At 43.7% G+C, this 24,806-nt stretch carries 18 protein-coding genes; 6 read left to right on the top strand and 12 right to left on the bottom strand.

The genetic code is table 11. The features are described 5' to 3' along the window. Window positions 1-192 precede the first annotated feature (192 nt). Window positions 193-1,854, top strand: a complete 1,662-nt coding sequence (locus ACRD7A_RS14075; RefSeq protein ID WP_430811760.1) for a dipeptidase — start codon at window positions 193-195, stop codon at window positions 1,852-1,854. 213 nt (window positions 1,855-2,067) lie between these two features. On the opposite strand, the gene ACRD7A_RS14070 is transcribed toward ACRD7A_RS14075, so the two are convergent. From ACRD7A_RS14070 to ACRD7A_RS14040, 7 genes are all read right to left on the bottom strand, one after another. Next, window positions 2,068-3,768 (bottom strand): formate--tetrahydrofolate ligase, encoded by a 1,701-nt coding sequence (locus tag ACRD7A_RS14070; protein ID WP_430811761.1) that lies wholly within the window; start codon window positions 3,766-3,768, stop codon window positions 2,068-2,070. A 115-nt stretch (window positions 3,769-3,883) separates the two neighbouring features. Continuing rightward, window positions 3,884-4,609 carry a LytR/AlgR family response regulator transcription factor gene (locus tag ACRD7A_RS14065; RefSeq protein WP_430811762.1) on the bottom strand — a complete coding sequence of 242 codons (726 nt, stop codon included), beginning with the start codon at window positions 4,607-4,609 and terminating at the stop codon, window positions 3,884-3,886. After that, on the bottom strand, window positions 4,606-5,727 hold the full coding sequence (locus tag ACRD7A_RS14060) for a sensor histidine kinase (RefSeq protein ID WP_430811763.1): 1,122 nt from the start codon (window positions 5,725-5,727) through the stop codon (window positions 4,606-4,608). The genes ACRD7A_RS14065 and ACRD7A_RS14060 overlap by 4 nt, the downstream gene beginning before the upstream one ends. Before the next feature lie 78 nt (window positions 5,728-5,805). Continuing rightward, entirely contained in the window at window positions 5,806-6,471 is a 666-nt protein-coding gene (locus ACRD7A_RS14055; RefSeq protein WP_430811764.1) for a rhomboid family intramembrane serine protease, read from the bottom strand. Then, on the bottom strand, window positions 6,458-7,501 hold the full coding sequence (locus ACRD7A_RS14050) for a threonine aldolase family protein (RefSeq protein ID WP_430811765.1): 1,044 nt from the start codon (window positions 7,499-7,501) through the stop codon (window positions 6,458-6,460). The genes ACRD7A_RS14055 and ACRD7A_RS14050 overlap by 14 nt, the downstream gene beginning before the upstream one ends. Before the next feature lie 214 nt (window positions 7,502-7,715). Then, complete coding sequence (locus ACRD7A_RS14045; RefSeq protein ID WP_430811766.1) at window positions 7,716-8,819, bottom strand: universal stress protein; 1,104 nt, start codon at window positions 8,817-8,819, stop codon at window positions 7,716-7,718. A 157-nt stretch (window positions 8,820-8,976) separates the two neighbouring features. Then, a complete protein-coding gene (locus ACRD7A_RS14040) occupies window positions 8,977-11,184 on the bottom strand; it encodes a RelA/SpoT family protein (protein ID WP_430811767.1) in 2,208 nt (735 codons plus the stop codon). 295 nt (window positions 11,185-11,479) lie between these two features. Here ACRD7A_RS14040 and ACRD7A_RS14035 point away from each other — a divergent pair, with 295 nt between their 5' ends. The 4 genes from ACRD7A_RS14035 (at window position 11,480) to rplS (ending at window position 12,968) form a co-directional block, all read left to right on the top strand. Beyond that, entirely contained in the window at window positions 11,480-11,767 is a 288-nt protein-coding gene (locus ACRD7A_RS14035; RefSeq protein ID WP_430811768.1) for a YtxH domain-containing protein, read from the top strand. Window positions 11,768-11,839: 72 nt separating this feature from the next. After that, the gene (locus ACRD7A_RS14030; RefSeq protein ID WP_430811769.1) at window positions 11,840-12,211 is read left to right on the top strand and encodes a phage holin family protein; all 372 of its coding nucleotides are present in this window, start codon (window positions 11,840-11,842) and stop codon (window positions 12,209-12,211) included. Next, complete coding sequence (locus tag ACRD7A_RS14025) at window positions 12,198-12,482, top strand: hypothetical protein (RefSeq protein ID WP_430811770.1); 285 nt, start codon at window positions 12,198-12,200, stop codon at window positions 12,480-12,482. Before ACRD7A_RS14030 ends, ACRD7A_RS14025 begins: the two co-directional genes overlap by 14 nt. A 138-nt stretch (window positions 12,483-12,620) precedes the next feature. Beyond that, window positions 12,621-12,968 (top strand): 50S ribosomal protein L19, encoded by a 348-nt coding sequence (rplS, locus tag ACRD7A_RS14020; RefSeq protein ID WP_430811771.1) that lies wholly within the window; start codon window positions 12,621-12,623, stop codon window positions 12,966-12,968. 472 nt (window positions 12,969-13,440) lie between these two features. Here the strand turns inward: rplS and ACRD7A_RS14015 are convergent, their stop codons facing one another. Beyond that, a complete protein-coding gene (locus tag ACRD7A_RS14015) occupies window positions 13,441-15,888 on the bottom strand; it encodes an AsmA family protein (RefSeq protein ID WP_430811772.1) in 2,448 nt (815 codons plus the stop codon). 143 nt (window positions 15,889-16,031) lie between these two features. Here ACRD7A_RS14015 and ACRD7A_RS14010 point away from each other — a divergent pair, with 143 nt between their 5' ends. Next, window positions 16,032-17,612 carry a dipeptidase gene (locus ACRD7A_RS14010; RefSeq protein ID WP_430811773.1) on the top strand — a complete coding sequence of 527 codons (1,581 nt, stop codon included), beginning with the start codon at window positions 16,032-16,034 and terminating at the stop codon, window positions 17,610-17,612. A 216-nt stretch (window positions 17,613-17,828) separates the two neighbouring features. On the opposite strand, the gene ACRD7A_RS14005 is transcribed toward ACRD7A_RS14010, so the two are convergent. From ACRD7A_RS14005 to ACRD7A_RS13990, 4 genes are all read right to left on the bottom strand, one after another. Continuing rightward, window positions 17,829-19,343: a BACON domain-containing protein gene (locus tag ACRD7A_RS14005; protein ID WP_430811774.1), complete on the bottom strand. Its 1,515-nt coding sequence runs from the start codon at window positions 19,341-19,343 to the stop codon at window positions 17,829-17,831. A gap of 17 nt (window positions 19,344-19,360) precedes the next feature. Next, window positions 19,361-22,633, bottom strand: coding sequence for a TonB-dependent receptor (locus ACRD7A_RS14000; protein WP_430811775.1), 3,273 nt, complete (start codon window positions 22,631-22,633; stop codon window positions 19,361-19,363). A 425-nt stretch (window positions 22,634-23,058) separates the two neighbouring features. Beyond that, window positions 23,059-23,628, bottom strand: a complete 570-nt coding sequence (locus tag ACRD7A_RS13995) for a TetR/AcrR family transcriptional regulator (RefSeq protein WP_430811776.1) — start codon at window positions 23,626-23,628, stop codon at window positions 23,059-23,061. A gap of 147 nt (window positions 23,629-23,775) precedes the next feature. Further along, window positions 23,776-24,753 (bottom strand): ROK family protein, encoded by a 978-nt coding sequence (locus ACRD7A_RS13990; RefSeq protein WP_430811777.1) that lies wholly within the window; start codon window positions 24,751-24,753, stop codon window positions 23,776-23,778. Window positions 24,754-24,806 lie beyond the last annotated feature (53 nt).

The following is a 24,806-nucleotide window of genomic DNA, read 5'->3' as shown; positions in this document are numbered from 1 at the left end:
CCATTTATGGCCACTTGCAAATAAGTAAAAAAGCCCGTGAAACGCAAACACAAAACTCAATATACTATTAATTAACACCATGATAGGCAAGCTCTATTCTGCGATTGTGAATCCTGCCCAATCTCATTTTCTAAACCACAAGATTTTATATATTTGTGTCAGAACAAACAATTTTACTTAATATTTTAGGATATGATGAAAAGAATTTTCGCATTATTAGGTGTGGCTGCGCTGCTGCTAAACCAAACACCTGCCAATGCCTGTACCAATGTGCTGGTAACCAAAGGAGCCTCCAGCGATGGCTCTACCCTAATTTCATACGCCGCCGATTCGCACAATCTTTATGGTGAGCTTTACTTTTGGCCGGCTGCCTCTTACGAAGCCGGCACCATGTTAAAAGTGCATGAGTGGGACACCGGTAAATACCTTGGGGAAATACCCCAGGCACGGGAAACATATACCGTAATCGGTAACATGAACGAGCACCAGTTAAGTATTGCCGAAACAACCTTTGGCGGCCGCTCTGAGTTGCACGACCCCAATGGCCTTATTGACTACGGTAGCCTTATCTATATTGCCCTTCAGCGTGCCAAAACTGCCCGCGAAGCCATTCAGGTTATGACAGATTTGGTAGCCGAGCATGGTTACTACAGTTCCGGAGAGTCTTTCTCCATTGCCGATGCCAACGAAGTGTGGGTAATGGAAATGATTGGTAAAGGTGAAAATAATAAGGGAGCCGTTTGGGTGGCCGTGAAAATTCCGGATGGTTACGTATCGGCACACGCTAACCAGGCCCGAATTACAACTTTTCCACTAAAAGATAAGGAGAACTGCCTGTACTCGGAAGATGTGATTTCTTTTGCCCGCGAAAAAGGCTATTTCGATGGTAAAAATAAAGACTTTAGCTTTGCAGATGCCTATGCCCCCCTTGACTTTGGTGCCGTGCGTTTCTGTGATGCGCGAGTATGGAGCGCATTCAATATTATGAATCCAAAAGATATGGGTAAGTACGAGCAATATGCTTTGGGCAACTCAACAGAGAGAATGCCACTATACATCAAGCCCGATCGCAAGATTTCGCAGCGCGATGTGATGAATATCATGCGCGACCACTATGAAGGTACAGCACTTGACATGACCAAAGATGCCGGTGCCGGCCCATACAGTAAGCCGTACCGCTTCCGTCCTTTGACCTGGGAAGTTGATGGCGAAAAATATTTCAACGAACGTGCCATTGCCACGCAGCAAACAGGCTTCTCCTTTGTGGCACAAATGCGCAGCTGGCTGCCCGCACACATCGGGGGTATCCTGTGGTTTGGTGTTGACGATGCTGCCTCATCGGTGTATATGCCCATGTACGCAGGTATGACAGAAGTACCACACTGCGTAGCTCAAGGCAATGGCGATATGATCACCTATTCCGAAAGCGCTGCCTTTTGGGTATTTACCACCGTTAGCAACCGTGCCTATGGCCGCTACAGCTATATGATTGAGGATATTAAAAAAGTACAGAAAGAGCTGGAAGACAACCTGGAAGCCTACACTAAGGTGATTGATGAATCGGCTAAAACCCTATACGAGCAGAATCCTGCCCTGGCTCGTCAATTCTTAACCGACTTCTCAATGAATCAGGCCGAATTGGTGACGGAGCGCTGGCGCGAGCTGGGCAACTTCCTGCTGGTAAAATACAACGATGGTAACCTGCACGAGGAAGAAGATGGCAGGTTCTTACTTAACGAGCATGGTATTTCAAAGCCTCCTAAGTTCCCGGGGTATTCGCAGGAATATTATCGTACCATTGTAAAAGATGCCGGTGATCATCTGAAAGTTAAAGAATTGCCGGCTGGTGAGTAGTGAGATTGATTTAGAGGGTTTTTAGATCAACAATGTTGCGGCATATTTCAATGCTCATATAAGCAGATAACTATGAATAAGTTTTGAAAGTTCCATAACACCTATTGAAAACTCTACTAATCATTGATTAGATAAAAAAAACCTCGCGCTGTGCGAGGTTTTTTTATGATCGAAGCCTACAGCTTCATTTATTTTTAAAAGTATTTGAGCTAACTAAGACAAGCCGCTAACGATACCATTCTCATCAATGTCCATCCCTTCGGAAGCCGGAACAGCCGGCAGACCCGGCATACGCATCATCTTCCCTAAGATGGGGATAATAAAACCAGCACCCGCAGCTATTTCAAACTCACGCACGGTAACGGTAAAACCCTTGGGGCGTCCCACCAATTTCTCATTATCACTAAATGAATTTTGTGTTTTGGCCATGCATATGGGCAACTGATCAAGCGACAGACGTTCGATCTTCTTAATATCCGTCAGTGCCTCCTTGGAGAACTCTACACCATCGGCACCATAAATCTCACGGGCAATGGTTTCAATCTTTTCCTTCACGCCCAGCTTATGATCATACAGGGGCTTAAAATTATTCTTTTGGGCATCAATCTCTTCTACCACTGCCTGTGCTAAAGCCATAGCACCATCACCGCCCATGGCCCAGGCCTTGGTTACCACGGCTTTCACGCCTAAGTTGGCACACAGTGACTTTACCAGCTCCACTTCGGCTTCGGTATCGCTTATAAAATTATTAATGGAGACAACCGGGTTAAGCCCAAACTTCCGTGAGTTTTCGATATGCTTCTCCAGGTTGGCAAAACCCTTTTCAACGCGCTCCAGGCTAGCCGTGTTCAACTCTTCCTTACTAGCTCCCCCATGATGGCGCAGCGCACGAATGGTTGCCACAATTACTTTTGCTTTGGGCTTTAAGCCACCTGCCACACATTTAATATTAAGAAACTTTTCGGCGCCCAGGTCTGCTCCAAAGCCCGCTTCGGTAACCACATAATCCGACAATGAAAGCCCCATTTTAGTAGCCAAAATGGTATTGGTACCCTGGGCAATATTTGCAAAAGGCCCACCGTGTATAATGGCAGGATTGCCTTCGAGTGTCTGAACCAGATTAGGTTTAACGGCATCTTTAAGCAACAGCGCCATGGCTCCCTGCGCATTTAAATCGCGTGCATAAATAGGCTTTTTATCGTAGGTGAAACCAACAAATATATTGCCCAGGCGTTGTTTCAAATCCGTAATATCGTTAGACATACATAAAATAGCCATTACCTCGGAAGCGGCGGTAATATTAAAACCATCCTGGCGGGGCATGCCGTTGGGTGTGCCACCCAGGCCAACAACGATATTGCGCAGGGTACGGTCGTTCATATCAATCACACGTTTCCACACTACGGTGCGTGGATCAATATTCAGGCTGCGGGTTTTGCTCTGTATATTATTGTCAATAAGAGCAGCCAATAAATTATTGGCTTTCTCAATAGCCGAAAAATCGCCTGTAAAATGCAGGTTAATGTCTTCCATAGGCACCACCTGAGCATGACCACCGCCGGCAGCTCCCCCTTTGATTCCGAACACGGGTCCCAAAGAAGGCTCACGTAACACAGTCAAAGCCTGCTTACCAATCTTATTAAGGCCCTCGGTTAAACCAATTGAGATGGTTGTTTTCCCCTCACCAGCCGGTGTAGGCGTAAGGGCTGTAACTAAAATCAAATTATTGGCATCCACCTTTTTATCATCAATCAAATGAAGGGGTAGCTTGGCCTTATACTTGCCATACAGCTCCAGGTCGTCATCGGCAATCTTTAGCTTAGCTGCAATTTGTGTAATGGGTTGCAAGGTGGCAGCCTGTGCAATTTCTAAATCACTTTTTACAGCAAGGCTGTTGTCCTTTGGGGTACTCATAACGGTCGTCTTTTATATTAGTCTCTTGTGCTTCAACTTGAGAATCAGCAGGTCTTAAAATAAGCCGCAAAATTAGAAAAAAATGACCAAACAAATACATGGGTAAAGACCTTTATTAGCCATTTACCAGACGTTTATTTACCACCTCTTTATAGGATTTACCAATGGGTATGTATTTCTCTACATTGTCGAGCTTTAGCTGATTGCCGTAAAAAGCAACGATGCGTTCGACATTGACAATGTAAGATTTATGAACACGCATAAAGCCATGTGGGGCAAGCTGCTGCTCCAACTTACGCAATGACTCCAGCGTGATAATTCGCCCATTAACACAATGAAAACTAACATACTCTCGCAATCCCTCAATATAACAGATATCCTTAAAACGGATGCGATAGATTTTGTGATCGGCCTTCACCATCATAAAATTTTTAGCCGCTGCCCGGGGTGGCAAATTCTGAAAATCGCTCACAACATTTTTGTACGACAGACGATCGCCCACCTTATTAATGGTATGCATAAAACGCTCAAAAGAAAAGGGTTTAACCAGGTAGTCAAGTACATCCAACTGATAGCCCTCCAGGGCGTACTCTTCATAAGCGGTGGTAAACACTACTAGTGGCTTCTTGGCCAGTGTTTTCAGAAAGTCAATACCGGTGATATCAGGCATCTGAATATCCAAAAACATCAAATCGATTTCATCTTTCTGAATTACTCCCATGGCATCGAGGGGCGATTTGAAGCTGCCTACCAATTCGAGGTGGGCAAACTTTGAAATGAAGCTTTGCAGGAGCTCACGCGCCGGAAATTCATCATCCACAATTATACATTTCACCTTCATGCGGTTTCTATTTTTAGTTTAAGCCGGTATTCTCTGTTGTTCATGCTAATGTCAATCAAATGCTTATCCGGATACAGATATTGCAGGCGCCGTCTCACATTATCCACCCCTATACCACTGTTTTTTCCGGCGGCCACCCTTTGTTGCGGTACACTATTGTTCACCTCAAAAGTAATAAAACGATTATCGGTGGTGAGGGTAATGGATAGCCAGCCATGCTCCGTATCTTCAATCTTACTATGCTTAAAACTGTTTTCTACAAAAGGAATCAGCAGCATGGGCTCAATCATCTTCATGCGGTCGGCCCGGTCAATATCAATATGCATATTGGGTATGCCCTCTATTTTGATGCGCTGAAACTCAATGAAGTTTTTAATATAATCCACTTCTTTGCCCAGCCTAACCTTTACATCTTCCGACTCGTAAAGAACATAACGCAACATAGCAGATAGTTTTAACACCATTTCGGGTGTTTTCACAGAATGCAGCATGGACAAGCTGTATATATTGTTAAGGGCATTAAATAAGAAGTGCGGGTTCATCTGCGATTTCAAAAACTTCATTTCGGTCACCAGATTTTGGTTTACTAAACTTAGCTCTTGCTGCTTACGCTGGCGCGAATCGGAATAAATCCAAAACAAGGTACTGATAAATAACATGGCAATAAACGAGGGCACCCCCATCATGTTAAATCCAAAGAGGCGCCGCTCCTTAAATACCGGACGATCGGGTTTGTAAATAAGTGCCTTATTCTCCCGCAAGAAAGGATCTTCATCAATAATACGCTCCCATGCTTCATCGGGAGGGAGCCGTTCCTTCCTTTTAAAACCAGGAGGCTCTCCGCTAATATGAAACAGGTGCGCTGTAACAAATAAAGTAAGCCCAATACCCAATAAGTATTTTATGTAGGCGCCCTTTACAATATAGCGTGGCAAGAGCCAGTATGCATTAATATAAAAAATGATAGCACTTACAATTAAAGTACGCAACACAAAAAGCAGCGCACTGCTTGTATCCATTATTAAAAGGGGCAGATACGATACCAATAAGCCATAACCCAACCACCAACCTACATGCACCAAAACATCTCTGCGTTTGAAATAAACCCACTTTGTCATAGCACAAAAATAATTGTTTTAGCGAGTTGGAGCCGCTATTTCAACAAGCGCCGCTATTTTATCAACCAAAAGCTATTTTCAGTCGTTGTCTGATAACTGATTTTCCAAATCCACCTCCCAGAAAGGATGATCGTAGTTTTCCTCGGGCCATTCCTTCACCGGTTTTTGCGGTCCTTGCCTACGGTAAATAAAAGCCAGCATGCCACCAGCTATGGTGCCCCAAAGGTGCGACTCCCAAGAGTAGGGGACGTCCCACTTAAGGGGAAAGATACCCCATATCATGCCGCCATACAAAAAAACGACCATCAGCGAGATGGCCATCAAGGGGATGTAGTTACGAATAAATCCGCCCACAATCAGAAAAGCAGCCAGTCCATAGATAATACCACTGGCGCCGATATGCCAGGCATCGCGGGCACCCAGCCACACCCAGATACCACTTAACAGATAAATATAGACAAACACACGCACCGAAATGCCCCGGTAGAAGTAAAACAAGGTGGTACCCAGCACCAGAAAAGGCAGCGCATTGGCAAAAAAATGTGACCAGTCGGAATGCACCAGGGGAGCCAACAAAATACCCGGCAGTCCGACCACCGACAGGGGCTTGATACCCCACTCTACCAGACTAAAGCCCTCCAATGTTTCAACCAGTTTAAGACTAAAGGTAAGCAGCAGGAAAAAGCCCGGAATAACCAGGGCTGTTTTTATCTTCTTCAGTTCTATATCACTACTCTTCTTCAATCCCTAACTTATTTTTAAGGGTTTGTACAAATTGCTCAATGTCTTCTTCATGAGTATCAAAAGAGGTCATCCAACGAACCTCATCACGCTGCTCATCCCATACATAAAAGAAAAACTCAGACTGTAAATCTTCGATGATTGTGCGGGGCAGCTTAGCAAAAACACCGTTAGAAACAACAGCTTGAGTCAATTCCACACCCTGTATATCTTGCACTTTAGCAGCCAACAAGGTGGCCATACTATTGGCGTGCAAAGCATTCTGCTTCCACAGATCATTGGTAAGAAGGGCGATAAACTGTGCCGCTATGTAGCGCATTTTAGAATGCAGCTGGGTTGATTGCTTACGAATATATTTAACATGCTGCGCCAGGTCGGCATTGGCAAATACCACCGCCTCGCCAAACATCAAACCATTTTTTGTACCACCAAAAGACAGCACATCAACACCCGCTTTAATAGAGGTTTCGGCCAGGGAGCAGTTGAGTGCCGCTGCCGCATTGGCAATGCGTGCCCCATCCATGTGCAGGTAAAGCCCCCTTTGATGCACATAATCAGCAATATCTTTTACCTCGTCGATGGTGTAAATCGTGCCCAACTCTGTGGCTTGCGTAATGGACACCACCCGCGGCTGCACATGATGCTCAAATCCAAAACCATGCATATATTGTTCAATCTGAGCCGCAGTTATTTTGCCATCCTTACTCTCAATGGGCAATAACTTACAACCCGACAATTTCTCGGGCGCACCACATTCATCCACATTGATATGGGCCGTTCGGGCACATATCACGGCTTGAAACGACTGTGCCAGTGCCTGAATGGCTATTACATTGGCACCGGTGCCATTATACACAAAAAAGGTTTCTGTCTGACTGCCAAACTCCTGTTTGAACATGGCCTGTGCCTTGCGGGTAAGGGTATCATCGCCATATCCCACCGCATGCCCTGTGTTGGCTTCAGCCAGGGCCTGCATCACGGCCGGATGCACGCTGGCATTGTTGTCACTGGCAAATCCTCTGATATAACTCATCTATTGTCTGTAATTTATTGTTCTGTACTGCTTGCTGATTCCCCCACTAAGCTTTTTCTGAAAAAGGAATAGCAACCTATATCTTCCTCTTCAATTATAAAGCAACTGTACCCCTACAATGCAAAAAAAGACCGGCTATGCAACAACCGATCTTTTATATGTAAGTTAGAAATTATTTTAATTGTACGAGCTATTGCACGCCTAAAATAATCATTTAATCGTTAAAAACCAGTAAGGGTGTGGTAGAATGAAATAGCATTTTTTTGGCAAGATTAGGATTGATAATACGGCTGATAAAATTGCGTTTTCTACGTGTAAACGATAGTATATCCACCCCATATTCTCTCACGTAGCTCTCGATTCCCACAAAAAGATCCTCGTGTTCTATCAAATCGCACTTTACCCGTTCCTCGTTATAATTCATTTTAATGTGCTCACGCAATCCTTTCATACGCACTTCGTCCCACTGCGAATGCTCTTTCGAACTAACATGCCCACAAGTAACCTGCATATCCAACGGGCGTATCAACTTCTCAAGCTTCTCGAGCGAGCGAAAATCGGCCTCCTGAAAATCAGTGGCATACAATAAGTGCTTGAGAGCTCCCAGGCCGGTATATTGAAAATTTTCGGGTATGGCCAGCACTGGCACGCGGGCGTTCTCCATTACTTCGGCCGTTACGCTACCAATCAAATCGGCGGCTTTTCGGTCAGCTCCCCTCGTACCCATAATAATTACCAAAGGACGATAGGCCTGACTGTATTTTACAATTTCATCTTCGGCAATACCCTTCACCAACTCCATCTTCAAAGATACAGGAGTGCTAAAGCCTTCATTCTTTTTATTTAAAAACGCTTTAATATCCTCCATACCTTCCCTTGCCTTTTCCTCCATCTCCATGGCCAGCTCTTCGGTGTTTACCTCATAGGCAAAAGTATCGGAGAAAGGAATAGTGCTTATTATGGGATTAAAATAGGTGTTCAACACCGTTAGCTCAGCACCTAACTCACGGGCCCAGTCCATGGCAAGCACAGCTGCCTTGCGCGAATATTCAGAGAAATCGACAGGCAAGAGAATACGCGGTGGAATATCTTCTTCCTCCACGGGCTCCAGCGTTTCCTGCATCATTCCCTCAAGCACGGGCATGGCTCTCTCCAGGTCAACATCAGAAATTTTAACTTTCACACCGGTGGACACAGCTCCTTGAATCAGGTTGGTATTTTCAAGGAAACATTCAATTGCTTCAGAGGCCAATAGCGTCTTGAGAATATGTGCCTTTTCGAATGACAGCACAGCTAAGGTGATAATTTGATCCTTCATGGTGGTATAATTTAGAAATCAGCTATTTTCAAAAGTTACCCCAAAAAGAACAAAAAAACAAGTATTGATAATCCATTCAAATCAATGGATGGTATGGTGTGCTTATTAGGTACAACTCTTACTAATAAGCACAGCCTTCACCGTTATAATTATATAGCTATGCCCCCACCCTTGAAACGGTATAAACGCCCTTCACATTTTTTATTTTACGTATTAGAGCACTCAGGCTGTTGGTGTTGTCAACAAAAACCGTTAATGTACCTTCAAAAACACCCTCATGCGAATCAATGGTCATCGATCTTATTTTTACCTTCATCTCCTTAGTAACAACCTGCGAAATATTGGTGACAATACCAATATCATCAACTCCGGTTACCTTCATAGTAGCCTGATAGCTGGCATCTGCACCGGCTGTCCATTGCGCTTTTACAATACGATACCCAAATTTGGTATGCATATCAGCAGCATTAGGACAGTTCTTACGATGGATTTTAATGCCCCCCATAGAGGCTACAAAACCAAATATATCATCGCCAAAAATAGGATTACAGCACTTGGCCAGTTTATAGTCAACATTTGTCAGGCTTTTATCGATCATTAGCACATCGTCGCCGGGTAACTCTTCGCTGCCGGCCACAAAATTTTCAGCACTTCGCTCCTTCTCAGGCTCCAGACCTTCCAGCGTTTTCTTTTCGAGCTGTATAATAAACTCCTTCAGGCGCGAAAAATCAATTTTATTCATGGCGATGCCACGCATAAAGTCATGCACTGTTTTGTATCCAAAGGCTTTCACCAACTGATGAAGCAGTTGATCATTTAACTCATACTTCCAGTTTTTTAGTCGACGTGCAAGGGTCTCGCGACCAATCTCTGCCTCTTTGTATTCTATATCGCGCAGTGCCTGCTTGAGTTTAGCCTTGGCTTTTGACGTAACTACAATATTGAGCCAGTCTTTCTTTGGTATCTGGTTGGCAGCCGTTTGAATATCAACATGATCGCCATTTTTCAGCACGTATTTAATGGGCACATTCTTATTATTGACCTTACCTCCCACACACTTCTTACCCACCTCAGAGTGAATCTCAAAGGCAAAATCCAATACGGTGGCTCCCTTTTTCAGGCGTCTCAAATCACCCTTGGGCGTAAACACAAATACCTCCTCGTCGTACAGATCAAGTTTAAAATCATCAATGAAATCAACGGCATTCAACTCAGGATTCTCAAGTATCTCACGTACATTGGCCAGCCACTCATCCATGCCCTTCTCGCCTTTGTGCCCCTTATATTTCCAATGGGCCGCCAAACCTTTCTCGGCCACTTCATTCATGCGTTCAGTGCGTATTTGCACCTCTACCCATTTATTTTGGGGGCCCAGCACGGTGGTGTGCAAAGACTCATAGCCGTTAGATTTGGGCACTGATATCCAATCGCGCAAACGACTGGGATTGGGCTGATATTTATCCGTTACCACCGAATACACCTGCCAGCACTCCGATTTTTCTTTTGCCAACTCACTGTCCAAAATCACACGTATGGCAAATAAATCGTATACATTCTCAAACTCAGTATTCTGCTTCTTCAGCTTATTGTATATGGAATGAATTGTTTTGGTGCGTCCTTTAATTTCAAACTTCAGCCCCTCCTTTTTTAGTGTTTTCTCCAGCGGCTCAATAAATTCTTTGATGTATTTATCGCGTGCCCGCTTGGTTTCATTAAGTTTTTTAGCGATGAAGGAATACATCTCGCGATTGGTGAATTTCATCACCAGATCCTCCATCTCCGATTTAACATTATACAAACCCAGGCGGTGCGCCATAGGGGCGTACAGATAAGCTACCTCGCTGCTAATGCGTTGCTGATCATCGGGGGCATAACCGGCCAAATTACGCATTGTACGCAGGCGGTTGGCAATAATAAGGAGCACCACCCTGATGTCTTCAGCAAAGGTAAGCAGTAACTTTCGGAAGTTATCGTTTTCAATGGAGGTATTCTTGTTATACAGCTCACCCACTTTCACTAGTCCTCTTGTGATCAAAGCCACCTGCTTGCCGAAAGTTGTTTCGATGATTTTACTGTCGACGCTGCCCTCGAGCACCGCATCATAAAGCAAGGCACCAATCACAGCAATACGATTCAGCCCCAGCTCATTGACCACTACAAGAGCCACTTCAAGTGATTCAATAATTTTTAACTCACCGGCTTCATTCCTCACCATGCCCTTACTGGCAGTCGACAAATTTAATGCCTGACGTATCAATCTCACATCATTGGCCTCCATTACGGGTATACAGGCCTTCAACAACTGTTTATAAACCGCTTTTACCGCCCTGCGCTCTTTGTCACTTACTGCTCGTACTTCGCTCATCTTCCTTTTCTTAAAAGTCCATATTCATCATTGTTGTGCTGCGATTTTAAAACCTGCCGTTGTAAGGATACAAATCACTAATCATAATCCATTTCGTTGTTGGCTCTTCAAGGTTTGGATGTAAAGTTATAACTTTATCAAAAACAATTTAAGCCGAATGACATCTTGATAGCGACATGAGTGATAATTCTAGATTATCTTTCCATCAACAGGGTCATTTGCTACATTAATAAATTGACATCATCAATTTACTTTTGTACCTTATTAACTTTAATAACCGTTAAATTTAAAGACCATGAAGTACACCGGATTATTTTTGGGAGGCTTGCTAACCGGAGCAGCTCTGGGTGCCTCTATTGCATTACTCTATGCCCCACAGAAGGGCAGCGATACAAGGGAACAAATAAAAGTAAAGCTCAAAGAAATGGAAGATGAGCTGCAACAAATGCGTGACAAGGTAAAAGCAAAGGGTGGCGAGTTAAAGGAAGAGATGAAAGTGAAAATGAACGACCTTGAGCACAAGATTGAGAACCTGATTAAAGAGTACAAAAAAAATCTTGAACCAAGCCATGGCGCTAACTAACACAAAAACTCAATCAGTCACCTGATATCCCGAAAAGGAGCTTCTTTTCGGGGTATTTTATGCGCACACATCATGAAAGAAAATATATCTGAAGAATTAAATGAAGCAAAAGAGGAGTTTGAAGAGTACATAAATGCCCGCCTGGATCTGGCCAAACTGCACACTGCAGAGAACCTGTCACGTTTTTTCGCCGGCATGCTGGTTAAAATGGGGCTCTTCTACTTATTTTTCTTCGTCCTGCTGTTCAGCTCACTGGCCATATCATTTTGGATTAACGACTACCTGGATAGTCAGGGTTTAGGCTTTATTATTGTAGCCGGATTTTACTTACTGCTGGCCCTAATATTTTACGCCCTGCGGCGAAGCTTAATACACCGCCCCATCATTCAATCTTTTATTCAATTATTCTTCCCCAAATTCACCGATTACGATGAACCAAAGTAAAAACTCATATAACCACATTCGATCATTTGCCGACTTCGAGAATGAGAAGATGAAGCTTTACTATCAAATTAAGCTGTCAGAAAAAAAGATGGAGTTACGCTATATTGAGCTATTATCTTTTCTCAATCCCATGCGTTTTGTTCCTTTTCTAGTGAGCAGCTGGCTGCGACCTATATCGACCTATTTTAAAAATATTATATTCAGCTTTTTTAATCGGGGAGAAACCAATTCTCAGGATTCAGGTCACAAGCAGAGCTATCACGAAGAATGATGGCATTTTATTGCCAAATATTTTCCATTTACGGATAAGAAACACTACTTTTGCAGTCGATTTGCGTAACCTCTTATTGAACGAGGGAGTCAGGTAATGTTGCGTGAATAACGTTTAATCCAATAAAAGATTCAGAAAATGGATTTAATTAAAGTAGCCGAAGCCGCTTTTGAAGGCGGAGTTGAAATGCCTGATTTTGGGCCCGGTGATAACATCGCGGTATCATACAAAATTAAAGAGGGTAACAAAGAACGTATTCAGGTATTTAAAGGTGTTGTTATCCAAATTAAAGGACAGGGAAACAATAAGCGTTTCACCGTTAGAAAAATGTCTAACAACGTAGGTGTTGAACGTATTTTCCCATTCAACTCACCTTTTATCGATAAGGTAGAGTTATTACGTCAAGGTAAAGTGCGTCGTGCTAAATTGTACTACTTACGCGGACTTACCGGTAAGAAAGCACGTATTAAAGAGAAAAGAAGCTAAACCATTATATGATGGTAAAGAAAAAACCGACTCGCGTCGGTTTTTTTTGTTTATGGAGCTTGCTTCAATAAGCGCTGGAAAATCTAGATTTACGCATAAATTTCTTATTTTAACCCCGGCGGGGTTGTCTGTTTATGACCACAGGCGAAGCCCACGGTATTCATGCATCACTCCTCATCAACCCCGGAGTGGGTTGAATGTATAGGGAAGCTGTAAACTATGCACATTGGATGACATATTCAACTGCGTTGCAGTTGTTTTCGACACTTCGTGCTCACCCTGTGCTTCGCGCAGCGTTATTCCTATTCTATTCCTCCGGAATTGTTAGCAGCTGTAATCGCCGGCTTTAGCCAGTGGGAACAGTGACATTGGCTGAATCGAAAAACTGGTTGAACTAGTGAATTGGGGAGATGTTAGAGGATCAGTTATAAAAGCGAGGATGCCCATTAACCGGACACCCTCACATTATCTTTTAGAAACCTTTAAATAGATTCTTCAGCAGGTTTTCTCCTTCCTTCTTCAGTTCTTTCTCCACCTGCTTCTTCACTTTATTCATATCAAAGCCCAGCTGTGGTTTTGTCACTGTACCGGTCACCAGCACATCCACCATCAGGTCATCACCCGAGGTGGGCAAAGCCATACCCAGCGATCCGGCCATCTTAGCCACTTCTTTACGGGTTACCGGCAGAGTAATAATATAATTGATGGTCTGGTCAAGCCCCTGTCGGCCCTGCACTTCCACCATCTTGCCCCCCACCTTGGTCTTGAAGGGCTTCACCACTACATTTCCCTTCTCAATCACAAAGTTAATATTGATATCCTCAGCCCGCATGCGACGATAACTATCATTTTTAAGCGTGGATGCCAGGGCATTCTGTATCTTCGAGTCAGCCACTTCAACTGCTGCCGAACGCAGCCAACCTCCCCCGTTAATACTGGCCATCACCAGCTCTGATTTCTGGTTGAGCCCACTGCTAAACTGAAAGCGGGGCGATACTTTTCCTGTCGTATTTTTCGCGATGGGCAACAACGAATCTACTACGCTAAAGGCATTGGCCGTCATATTAAGATCCAGCTCCTTACCGTCGAAGTTGAAATCCACAAAAGGCTTTTTCACATTGGCAGTATTGTACTCCCCATTCATCTGAAGACTTCCATCAAGCAAGTGCATCTGCAGGCCATTGAGGCGCACCACACCGTTCTTCACCGTTATTTTACCCCGCGTATCCTCCACGCGCAGTTTATCATACAACAAAGCATCAATCTGCGATACAAAGGTAAGATCAAGATTTTTGGGCACTGCCACCAGCGCTGTTTCTTCTGCTTCACCTTCTGCTTCCGTCTCCTCACCAACCATGGCTAAAAATTCATTGGTATCGATCAGCTTGGATTGGTGCTTTAAGGATCCTTTTAACACACCGTCATTCAAGGCATAAGCCAGGTAGTTGCGTACCGACCCTTGCAAACGAAAATCGCTTTTACCCATTCTACAGTCGAAATACTCAAGCTCAACCGCACGTGCACTCAACTGCATACCTGCCCTGTCTATAAATAGCCCCTGCGGCAAATCCTTACTGCCATAGAAAAAATCCTTCAGCTCCATTCGACCGTATGCATCTATCTTATCATAAGCTTCCGCCTCTATCATAGCATAATCACCCGCCATACTAAAGTCTGTTTCAATCAGTCCCTTCATGTCCATGCTATCCATCGGAATGGCATTGGCCAAGGATTGTAAGTCGATGCGCCCTTTAGCCACCGCATCAAACGTGGGATTTGATACGGGATTGATAAGCTGTAAACTTGCCTCGAAGGGGTTATTGGCCACCTCAAAATGAAAGCGCTCCAGCTGAACCTCTGTTTGGTCGGCACTGCCACCGGGATTAGTAACATGCAAAGCCACCTGAATATCATTCACCGACTCGGGCAACTGCGGATAACGAAGCTTACCATCCTGCACCCCCATCTCAAGTGTAAAAGCCGGCAACTGTTCTTCATCCACGTAATCGCCTTTTACGGTGGCATTCAAATGCATTGATCCGGCCGTTTCCAGTCCCTCAATATCTTTCAGGTAAGCCTCGGGTATTAGCGCCAGCAAGGATTTAAAATCAGTTTTGCTTGTTCCCAGGGTAAGATCCATTCCCACAGCCTCTTCTCTCAGGGTCACGCTGCCATCCAGGTGCAAAGCCAGGCGATTTAATGTGAACTCATTATCCAGGAATGTATAGATTTGCTTTTCCATATCGGCCCCTATGCCGGCACTCAGTCCCACTGACACACCATTGAGATAACGCACCTTGCCATAATCAATAAATAAACGCTCAATGGCCGAACGAACATTCAGATTGGTCTGCTGAGCCGACATATCGCCCGATAGACTCATATCAAAGCCTTCCACACGCGTAGCAACACCCATTGTTTCATCACGATAATTAAGCGTGGCATCTCGTATAATAAACTCATCGAGTACCACTTGAAAGGCCGCTTCTCCTGCCGTAGTATCAGCCTCTTCACTCCCTACTTCGGAAGCCATTGCAATGTCCCAATTAGCTGTAGAATCCGCCAGCACCAGTGCATTTACCGTCAACTGATTTAAGCGTACTGATTTTACTTCTATCCTGCCCGATAAAGCCCCGATCAGCCCCATCTCGGTTGAAAACTCATCGAGATACACCAATGTATCCGACTCAAATGGTGCATGCCCCACAACTGACAGCCCGCGAATACCCATATTTAGGTTAGGAAAATTCTTAATCAACGAAAGGGAAAAATCAGTATAGTTCACATTCGCCTTCACATTGGCATTAATCTGCTCTTTAACGATGCCTTCTATTTTGCCCTTAAACAGGGTGGGCAAAAGCAGTAACAGCAAAAGGATGGTGACAATTACAAGACCACCTATTTTTAAAAGTTTCTTCATATTTGCATCAATTATGTTTTGTGTAAATAACAAAGTTAACAAAAGCTGCTAATCGGCGTTAATACCATCATTAAAAGTAGTCAATAGAATTTTATGCCTCATTCATTTTTATAATTTTGTAATTCTTGTAAACTATTATGCCAATGAAATTAAAAATTGCTACAATCTTGTTGCTAGCAGGTACTGCACAGTGCTTACCTGCACAGATAAGGGCCGATTGGGAAGGCGGTGTTCCCGAAGGATGCACAACGATAACAGTTGGCAAGCAAGCCAGCTTTGATGGGTCAGTAATGACCTCGCACACCGATGACAGTCACCGCACAAGGGCCTGGATGAACATTGTACCCGAGCAAAAACACGGACGCCGTGATAAGGTAACCATGTATGCCCGCGAGAAAGACGACAGCCGCAAGATGCCCGCCTACAAACATACACCGGTGGGCGAGATACCGCAGGTGCGCCATACCTACGGATTTATCAATTCGGCCTATCCCTGCATGAATACCAAGCAGCTAGCCATTGGAGAGTCTACTTTTGGCGGCCGTGAATCGCTAGTGTCAGAAGCCGGGTTAATCGACTGCCAGCGCCTCATTCAGCTGATGCTGGAGCGTTGCACCACTGCCCGTGAAGCCATCCAACTAACGGATGAGTTAACCAAAGAATATGGCTACCGCGACTGGGGCGAATGCCTTACCATAGCCGATAAAAAGGAAGTGTGGCACCTTGAAATAGTAGGCCCCGGAAAAGACAAAGTAGGCGCCATATGGGTGGCACAGCGCGTGCCCGACGGCCACGTGAGTGTGAATGCCAATGCGGCTCGCATCCTGGAGGTGGACACGGCCGATCACCATAACTTTATGTACTCCGATAATCTGTTTGACATGGCTCGTGACAGTGCCTGGTGGCAACCTGATTCGGCAGCCTTCCGTTTTGCCTACGCCTATGCTCCCGAAGGCCGTGAGTCCATGGCGGCACGTCGTCGTGAGTGGCGTGCACTAAGCATGATGGCACCGTCGCTGGGACTGGATCCTGAAGCCAGCGACTACCCTTTCTCGGTGAAACCGGATAGCAAAGTTACCCTTGATAAGATGATTGAGGTATTCAAAGACTATTATGAGCACACCCCCTATGACATGGTGGGGCACCTGAAAAAGGTAACGGAAGAAGGCGATACCATCCCTCATCCCTACGCCAACCCTTTTATGCCCTACGATAAATATGACCTGCATAACATTGAAGGCGGATGGGGCAAGCTGGGCGAGCGCACCATTGCACGTTGGTACACCATGTATGGCACCATCACCCAAAGTCGCGATTGGCTACCCGATGAGATTGGCGGCCTGGTATGGATGGCACAGGATAATATTGCGACTTCGGTATATATTCCCATCTATTGCAGCGTGAGCGATCTGCCGGCTTCCTACAAAGCACCGGGGCGCAATGGCTTCAGTCGTCAATCGGCCTGGTGGGCATTTAACCGCATGAGCACGCTGGCTGCGCTGCGCTGGAATGATGCGCGCCACGATGTGGATAAAGTACTACTGCCCCTGCAACAAGAGATTTTTGCCAAGCAACGCGAAACAGAGCTGGCTGCCATGAGCATGGGCCGTAAACAAACTATTGCCCACCTTACCCGCTATACCATTGACTGGGGTAACCGTGTGGTGAATGTGGCCTGGCAACTGGGCGATGATCTATGGACCAAGTACGATGAGAAATTTTAAAAATCAGACTTTGGACGCACTGTAGACCTTTAGATTGTTAGACTAACAGACATGATAATTAAGGTTATAACAATAGTAAAAATAAAGGCTGCTTCGAATGAGGCAGCCTTTATTGTACCAGGTAATAAGTGTTAGGGAACGGTTCTCTAGCGTAAGATGCTTATAAAGAACCGTTCCCTAAATGATGAATTAAAATGTAACTTTCAGAATTTACTACTAGTTAGCACTTTCATGACTGAAGTAAATACCATTCGTAAGCTGATTGGATCCCTCATAAGATCCTTTGTTTGCAATTACTGTTAGTGTATCACCTACTTTAAGACCTTTAGCAGCAATCAAACCTTTTCGATCATCACCGCTTGCTCCATAACCCGGATAGCAACCATGGAGATAAGTTTCACCACTACTGTCTTTCAGATTCATATTACCGTAATCTTCCCTAACAATTGATGTCACTTGAGCAGTCACCATATAATATATGTCTCTCGAATCTTCTTTGGCAAGTACATCGGCAATAGTAGCAGGAATAACAGAAATAGAGCTTTCCAAAACAGCACCCTTTACTTGGGGAGTTCCTTTATATTCGGCACGTGTTCCTACAATTGTAATAATGTCCCCCTCTTTCAAACCCTTATCTGCAAAATCTTCAATGCCATAAACATAGGTTTCACCAGAGAAATCACGTAAGTATAAATTACCGTATGTATCGTTTGAAATACCAGTAATAACACCAGACAATCGGTATTGTGTATTACCCACTTCTGCTGCAAGAAATTCTGCAATACTTGCATCTATAATCGATCCTGCCTGGCTTAACATGGTTTGCGATGTATATTCTTTTGTTCCATCAGTTGTACTGAACGTAAGCGTTGTTTCACGATCTCCACCCTCATTAACTGCCGCTTTAAATGTTACTACAGAGCTTGTACCTACGGTTTGGATCGATGAAATAGATAACCATGATTTGGCATCGTCAGGAATTTCAACGGATAGGCCTTCGCCTTTACATGTAACATATGCAATAAAATCACCACCTTCGAGAGGAAGCATTGCGTTTTCTACAGAATCAACTTTCACAAGTGATTTGTTGATTTGGACAACCATTACATTCACCATTTGAGGATTTCCCTTATACGATGACTTTGGTCCTTCAATTGTTACTTCATCGCCCACTTCAAGCCCAAGACTCTCAAAATTCTTTGTTCCTCCTTTTGCATCAAGTGTACCATAGATGTATAATTCACCCGTTTCATCGGTCAAATACCAGTTACCATATAATGTATTTGTAATGTTAGTGCAAACACCCGTTACACGGAAATTTTTACCATCTGGCGCCGCAAGCACTTCAGCAACCGGAACTTCTGATATTTGCGGAAGACCTTGAATAATATTAATTCGCTGCGTTACCCCTCCAGTATTGAGTAAAACCTCTGCGGTGCGACCATCTAAAGCAGCAGGTGCAGAAAAAGTGATCTCAGTCTCACCGGCACTACCCGAAGTTGAAGAAATAGTTAACCATTCAACAGGATCTTTTTCAGTAGTTACTTTCTCAGCAGACCAGCTATCTTTCGCTGTAATAGTTATGGATGTAGAGCCTCCCTCCAGAGGGAGAGCAACAAACGATGATGATACTTGAATTTCATCAAGCAATGTCATTGTTTCTTCATCATTACAACTCGTCATAAGTGCAAGCAATGCAATGAAAAATGGAAATATATTTTTTAATTTCATAGTTATTAGCGCTTTAATTAATTGAAAATATACTTGATACCAATTGATGCATACCAACATTGACCCAATGAGTATCTTGAGGTAAATGTTTTAGTACCCCCGTGGATTGATGATGGCGTAGAGAATGTAGCCACACCGTCAGCATCAACACCTTCGTATTTGAGGATACGAGCTTCCGAACCAATTTCAGGATTCAAATATTTGGCCACCCCCCAGTCTGAATTGAAAAAGTTCATCAAATTTTTGATATCAAAGCTAAGCTGCAATTTGTGTCCCACATTACCTGTCTTAAGCGCAAAATCATGTTTGTAGCTAAAGTCTACACGATGCACCCAGGGAGAATAAACGCTATAAGCTTCAGCATAATCGCCTTGATTATCCTTCAGGTAATCATTGCTATGCACATAGTCCATAAAACGGGTTTGATCATCTGCAGAAACAAAGCGGAAGTCGCCGTTTTCCACCTCTTTGTCCGTCGGAATATAAATAGCATCGTAGTTGTAACCGTCACTATTCATATCATTAACCGTCATATATGAGTAGTTAGCACCACCGCGCCATCCTTCATAAATAAGTCCATAGTGGTTCCCGCTCTTATCGTGGGCTGTAAGCGATGCTACGAGACGATCGGGTGTAGTGTATTGAGAATTGTGCAATTTTATATGGTTGGGGCCTTCTACTGTTGGAACATAAGTAAATGCTGATTCAGCATTAGATCCCGGCATGCCGGTTACATCTTTAGCAACGGTATGCGTATAGGCAGCCATCAGGCTGATCCATTCGGCTGGTTGGGCATTGAGTGTAACATTAGCCGACCAACCGTAACCGCGACTTGTATTTTCTAACACAAATGCTTTAGTACCGGTACGATAACCATCGGGGTAAATTGGGCGATTATCGACACCATTGAAACGGGCAAAACCACCTGCATTGGGAATACTCCAGTCTGAAATAGTAACACCATTAATCGTTTTGTTATAGATTCCTTCCACTGTAGCTGAGAAGGGGAAAGGTGTTGGGAATGCATAGTCAACAGCAACCGACGATTTCCAAACTTGGGGCATTTTAAACTCCGGACTAACTGCCGCTATAGCAGATGGTACGGTTCCGTCTTCAGGCGAAATGGTTGTAGGATAACCTAAACCTGTAAGCTTATCATATAATGCAGCTATTGTAGCTCTACCATTTGCATCGGTGACAAGACCACCCGCAAATTCATCCATTGTAAAACCATTATTCGCAGCATTTCTTTCGTTTATTTGAGCCTGGTATTGTACCATACCGCCATTGGTTGGCATATTGGTGAAGAATACCAGTGGCAAGTTACCCGAGAAAAGACCGGTACCTCCACGAACTTTTAAGCTCTTATCGCCCAATGCATCCCACACAAAGCCTACACGAGGAGAAAATATAATGTTGGCGTCGGGCCATTTTCCGGTATCGATATGACGTCCGGAATAATCAAGTTCTTTAATGGCCTGGTTGGTCATCAAATCATCATTATTGAACATCAGTGCATCCAGACGAAGACCGAAGGAAAGCTTGAATACGTCGTTAACACTCCAATCATCTTGTGCATAAACGCCAATTTTGTTACTTCTTACGCGTGCTGCAGGATTACTTTCACCATTATAACCATAAGTCAAGTTAACAATTTCGGGAGTAGCACCATTCAAGAAATCATCAAGACTGGAGTAGCGATAATAACCAGTACCGTTACGCATATAGGCATTATCGGCCATCTTATACTCGTAAGCAATACCACCAAAAATTTTATGATTACCTGCATAATATGTGATTTCATCTTTAATATTCACCACATCATTATGCACACCATTGTTCCAGGTAAATAACTCGTAACCCAACGAAAGATAAGCCTGGCCGTCTTTCAAAATATCGATAAAAGGAAACGGATCAGAATCGGTTCCGCGAACATCATCTAGTTTCGAGTAGGTAGCCAAAAATTGGTTAGAAATATTGTCTGACAAACGACTATTTAAGTCAAAAGAGAAGGAATGAACCAGGTTGTCCATTGAATACATTGAGTTGGCATACGACATTGAAGCCTGCGACATACGTGCCTCTGACATACGCGTTCCGCCGTCCATAGAACTAGCATTGGGCGATCGCCACGATGTATTCTTTGTGTAGTTATAACGCAATGCTAAACGATGTTTGTTGGTGATGTTCCAATCGATACGACCCAACAGTTTAGTATTGCTTTCATCGGCAGGAAAATTAGTGTATGACCCTGTATTGTAACCGTATTTATCGCTCACAAAGTCAGATACCGTTTGAAGGTCATCTTCAGTTGTTCGTGAAATATAATTGTCGGCATCGGCAATACCATCTGTTGAAGCTCTCCAACGATTAGCAACCGTTGGCGTTTCGGATTTTTCAGCATTGATAAATACAAATAATTTATTTTTAATGATAGGCCCACCAAAAGTTAAACCATAGGTGGTATTGCGGTCTTTTTCACGTGCTCCGGCAATTTGCTGCCCTTTAACGGCATCTCCTCGCATATTTTCATTTCTATGAAAAACGTAAGCACTCCCTTTAAAGTTATTTGTACCCGACTTGGTAATCGCGTTCACACCTCCTCCAATAAAGTTAGTTTGACGCACATCGTAAGGTGCTATTACAACTTGCAATTCATCTATGGCTTCAATAGAAATTGGATTACCTCCACCGGGAAGCGCATCACTCAAACCAAAATTATTGTTGAAATTAGCTCCATCCACTGTAAAGTTTGCCGTACGACCATCTGCACCGGCAAAGCTCATCCCCTTACCTCCATAAGGAGAAAGGCGGGTAATATCTTCAACGCTGCGGCTTACGGTGGGCAAATTAACGATTTGATCATTTGAAATATTGGTTACAGCTCCGGTTTTCTCGTTAGAAAATTTTGTGCGAACCGCAGTAACCATAATTTCGTCAATAGATGTTGATTCATCGGAAAGGACAACGTTCATTACATAGTTCTCGGCTAAGCTCAATGTAATATTATTTTGTACATAGTCACCATATCCAATAAAGGTAACCTTTACCGTATAAGGCCCTCCGACCCGCATACCGTTAAAATTGAATCGTCCTTCAGTGTTAGTGATTGTACCATAAGTTGTTCCTGAAGGTGTGTGTGTAGCAATTACCGTTGCACCTATTACGGCTCCTTCTGCATCGGTAACACGTCCTCCCATACTGGATGTAGTTACCTGTGCATTTGTTTGCAAAATGAAAAATGCCAGAAGCATAATCATACATGCAAATAAGCTAAATACTTTTCTCATGATAGAATGAATTAGTAGTTAAAATTAGTAAATATTCATTGTTTATTAATTATAATACTGAACCTTTGATAGTTAAGGAAAACGTTCCCATTCCAGTAAAAACATCTCAAATTTCTAAAACTAGACCGAAGGGTCGGTTAATTAAGGGTTAAAATTGTGTTAATTTTTGAGAATAGACAAGAAATCAGGCACAAATAATTAACATTTTTTAAGATCACAACAAATCGCACGTCAGTGCGAGCCTTTAGGTATTAATACAAGGCTTAACGCTCATAAAGGCGAAACACCCAAAATACTTAGTAACAGAACACTACAAGGAATTAATGTGTATTTATTGCGCTTATGAGAAATTATAAGTAATCCATAATTAAGAATTATGAAATCGGTAAGGAAGTAAATAGATCGTGGGCCCTTTCTGGTTATGACTACTCTTGTGTGGACTGCTTTTGGGCCACCCCATCCCAATACATATCAAAGGCAGCATCGAACTCTTCGTGAAAAGTCTTAACCGGCTTGGTGGAATTAAGAAAATAATTGGCCATGGCGCGCGTAAAGGCAAAATCGAAAAAAGCAATCATATCTGTTTTATAGGCTTTGAGTACGCCCATATTCACCTTCTGCATGATAAAACGACGCGGCCCTTCCTTGGTTTCGTCCACCAGGCTAAAGTGCAGTTTCATGTAAGGGCTCGACTCAAAAATACTAATGTAATGGAACTTAACCGGATGGGTAATAAACCACTTAACGATGGCGCTGAACACCTGTTTTGTATTCTCGCGGGCATCAAGAATATTCTTATTAACACACTGATCCTCAATCTCAAACATTAACTGCTTATAGATATCAATAATCAACTGCTCTTTGTTGCTGATATGGTGATACAAGGTTCCTTTGGCAATACCGATGCGCTCGATCAATTCATTTACCGAAGCTGCAAATCCTTTTTCGACAAACAATTCCATTGCGCCCCTATAGATATCATTCTTTTTACTCATAGCTTCAAGTTTAGCCGTGCGAAGTTAAAATAATTATAACATGAAGCAAGTATAAGTCATTAACCTTTTTTAACAGAAAAAGCTTGCGATAAAAAAAACCCTCCCGCAATTAACGAAAGGGCACTATATATCATAATTACAACCTTCCTACTTCTCTCTTTCCTTCCAGGCCAGGGCACTTGCCCCTACAATGGCTGCATTACCCGCATCAAGCTCCGAAGGCAACAACTTTATTTTATTCTTAAATATTGGCAGTAAGTGCTTTTCAATACTTTCGCGCGTGGGCTTCAGTATTAAATCGCCGGCCGCCATAGGTCCACCAAAAAGGAAAATAGCCTCGGGGCTTAGATGATGAATTGTATCGGCAATTCCCTGCCCAAGGTAATGCCCAGTTAGCGCAAACACTTCAAGTGCCACCTGATCGCCGGCAACAGCGGCGTCATAAATCATCTTTGAATTTAAATCATTGTAAGTATGATTGGCCAGCGGGCTGCTAGCAGCATTATACTTGGCCAGCAATTCGAAGGCGGTGCGTTTCATCCCGGGGGCCGAGCAATAAGCCTCCAGGTGACCTTTCGCACCACAGCCACACAGGCGCCCATCGGGCACCAGGGTGGTATGACCACACTCACCGGCAAAGCCATCATGGCCATACACCAAATCGCCATTGACTACAACACCACTTCCTACGCCCGTTCCCAGCGTGTACATCACAAAATTCTTCATGCCCTTGGCACCGCCATAGATCATCTCACCAATGGCCGCAGCGTTAGCATCGTTGGTTAAGGCAATAGCAGGCATATCCGGAAACTGCTCCTTCACGAGTTTAACCAAATGCACTACTCCTTTGAAAGATAAATTGGGAGCATACTCGATAGTGCCGTTATAATAATTACCATTGGGCGCCCCCACGCCAATACCAATAATATCGATGTCTTCGTTCATCAACTTAGCATTGGTAATTAACTTTTTAATGACATTGGCCAGCTCTTCGATGTAAGCATTAATATTACCATGCGATGGGGTGGCAATATTATCTTTAGCAAGTACATGTCCCTGCTCATCAACCACACCAATGGCCGTATTGGTTCCACCAATATCTACACCTACTGATACATTTTTCATATTACTCGTTTTATTTAGTTAAGCCATATATACAAACATGACCCTCCGGTAGG

The sequence above is a fragment of the Carboxylicivirga longa genome (assembly GCF_050589825.1).
Classification (GTDB): domain Bacteria; phylum Bacteroidota; class Bacteroidia; order Bacteroidales; family Marinilabiliaceae; genus Carboxylicivirga; species Carboxylicivirga longa.
This window is presented reverse-complemented; position numbering and strand designations above follow the sequence as displayed.

What these genes read in the sequence shown, in the direction of transcription:
- ACRD7A_RS14075 (WP_430811760.1), top strand. Translation starts at nt 193, where the DNA reads ATGATGAAAAGAATTTTCGCATTATTAGGTGTGGCTGCGCTGCTGCTA.
- ACRD7A_RS14070 (WP_430811761.1), bottom strand. Translation starts at nt 3,768, where the DNA reads ATGAGTACCCCAAAGGACAACAGCCTTGCTGTAAAAAGTGATTTAGAA.
- ACRD7A_RS14065 (WP_430811762.1), bottom strand. Translation starts at nt 4,609, where the DNA reads ATGAAGGTGAAATGTATAATTGTGGATGATGAATTTCCGGCGCGTGAG.
- ACRD7A_RS14060 (WP_430811763.1), bottom strand. Translation starts at nt 5,727, where the DNA reads ATGACAAAGTGGGTTTATTTCAAACGCAGAGATGTTTTGGTGCATGTA.
- ACRD7A_RS14050 (WP_430811765.1), bottom strand. Translation starts at nt 7,501, where the DNA reads ATGAGTTATATCAGAGGATTTGCCAGTGACAACAATGCCAGCGTGCAT.
- ACRD7A_RS14045 (WP_430811766.1), bottom strand. Translation starts at nt 8,819, where the DNA reads ATGAAGGATCAAATTATCACCTTAGCTGTGCTGTCATTCGAAAAGGCA.
- ACRD7A_RS14040 (WP_430811767.1), bottom strand. Translation starts at nt 11,184, where the DNA reads ATGAGCGAAGTACGAGCAGTAAGTGACAAAGAGCGCAGGGCGGTAAAA.
- ACRD7A_RS14035 (WP_430811768.1), top strand. Translation starts at nt 11,480, where the DNA reads ATGAAGTACACCGGATTATTTTTGGGAGGCTTGCTAACCGGAGCAGCT.
- ACRD7A_RS14030 (WP_430811769.1), top strand. Translation starts at nt 11,840, where the DNA reads ATGAAAGAAAATATATCTGAAGAATTAAATGAAGCAAAAGAGGAGTTT.
- ACRD7A_RS14025 (WP_430811770.1), top strand. Translation starts at nt 12,198, where the DNA reads ATGAACCAAAGTAAAAACTCATATAACCACATTCGATCATTTGCCGAC.
- rplS (WP_430811771.1), top strand. Translation starts at nt 12,621, where the DNA reads ATGGATTTAATTAAAGTAGCCGAAGCCGCTTTTGAAGGCGGAGTTGAA.
- ACRD7A_RS14015 (WP_430811772.1), bottom strand. Translation starts at nt 15,888, where the DNA reads ATGAAGAAACTTTTAAAAATAGGTGGTCTTGTAATTGTCACCATCCTT.
- ACRD7A_RS14010 (WP_430811773.1), top strand. Translation starts at nt 16,032, where the DNA reads ATGAAATTAAAAATTGCTACAATCTTGTTGCTAGCAGGTACTGCACAG.
- ACRD7A_RS14005 (WP_430811774.1), bottom strand. Translation starts at nt 19,343, where the DNA reads ATGAAATTAAAAAATATATTTCCATTTTTCATTGCATTGCTTGCACTT.
- ACRD7A_RS14000 (WP_430811775.1), bottom strand. Translation starts at nt 22,633, where the DNA reads ATGAGAAAAGTATTTAGCTTATTTGCATGTATGATTATGCTTCTGGCA.
- ACRD7A_RS13995 (WP_430811776.1), bottom strand. Translation starts at nt 23,628, where the DNA reads ATGAGTAAAAAGAATGATATCTATAGGGGCGCAATGGAATTGTTTGTC.
- ACRD7A_RS13990 (WP_430811777.1), bottom strand. Translation starts at nt 24,753, where the DNA reads ATGAAAAATGTATCAGTAGGTGTAGATATTGGTGGAACCAATACGGCC.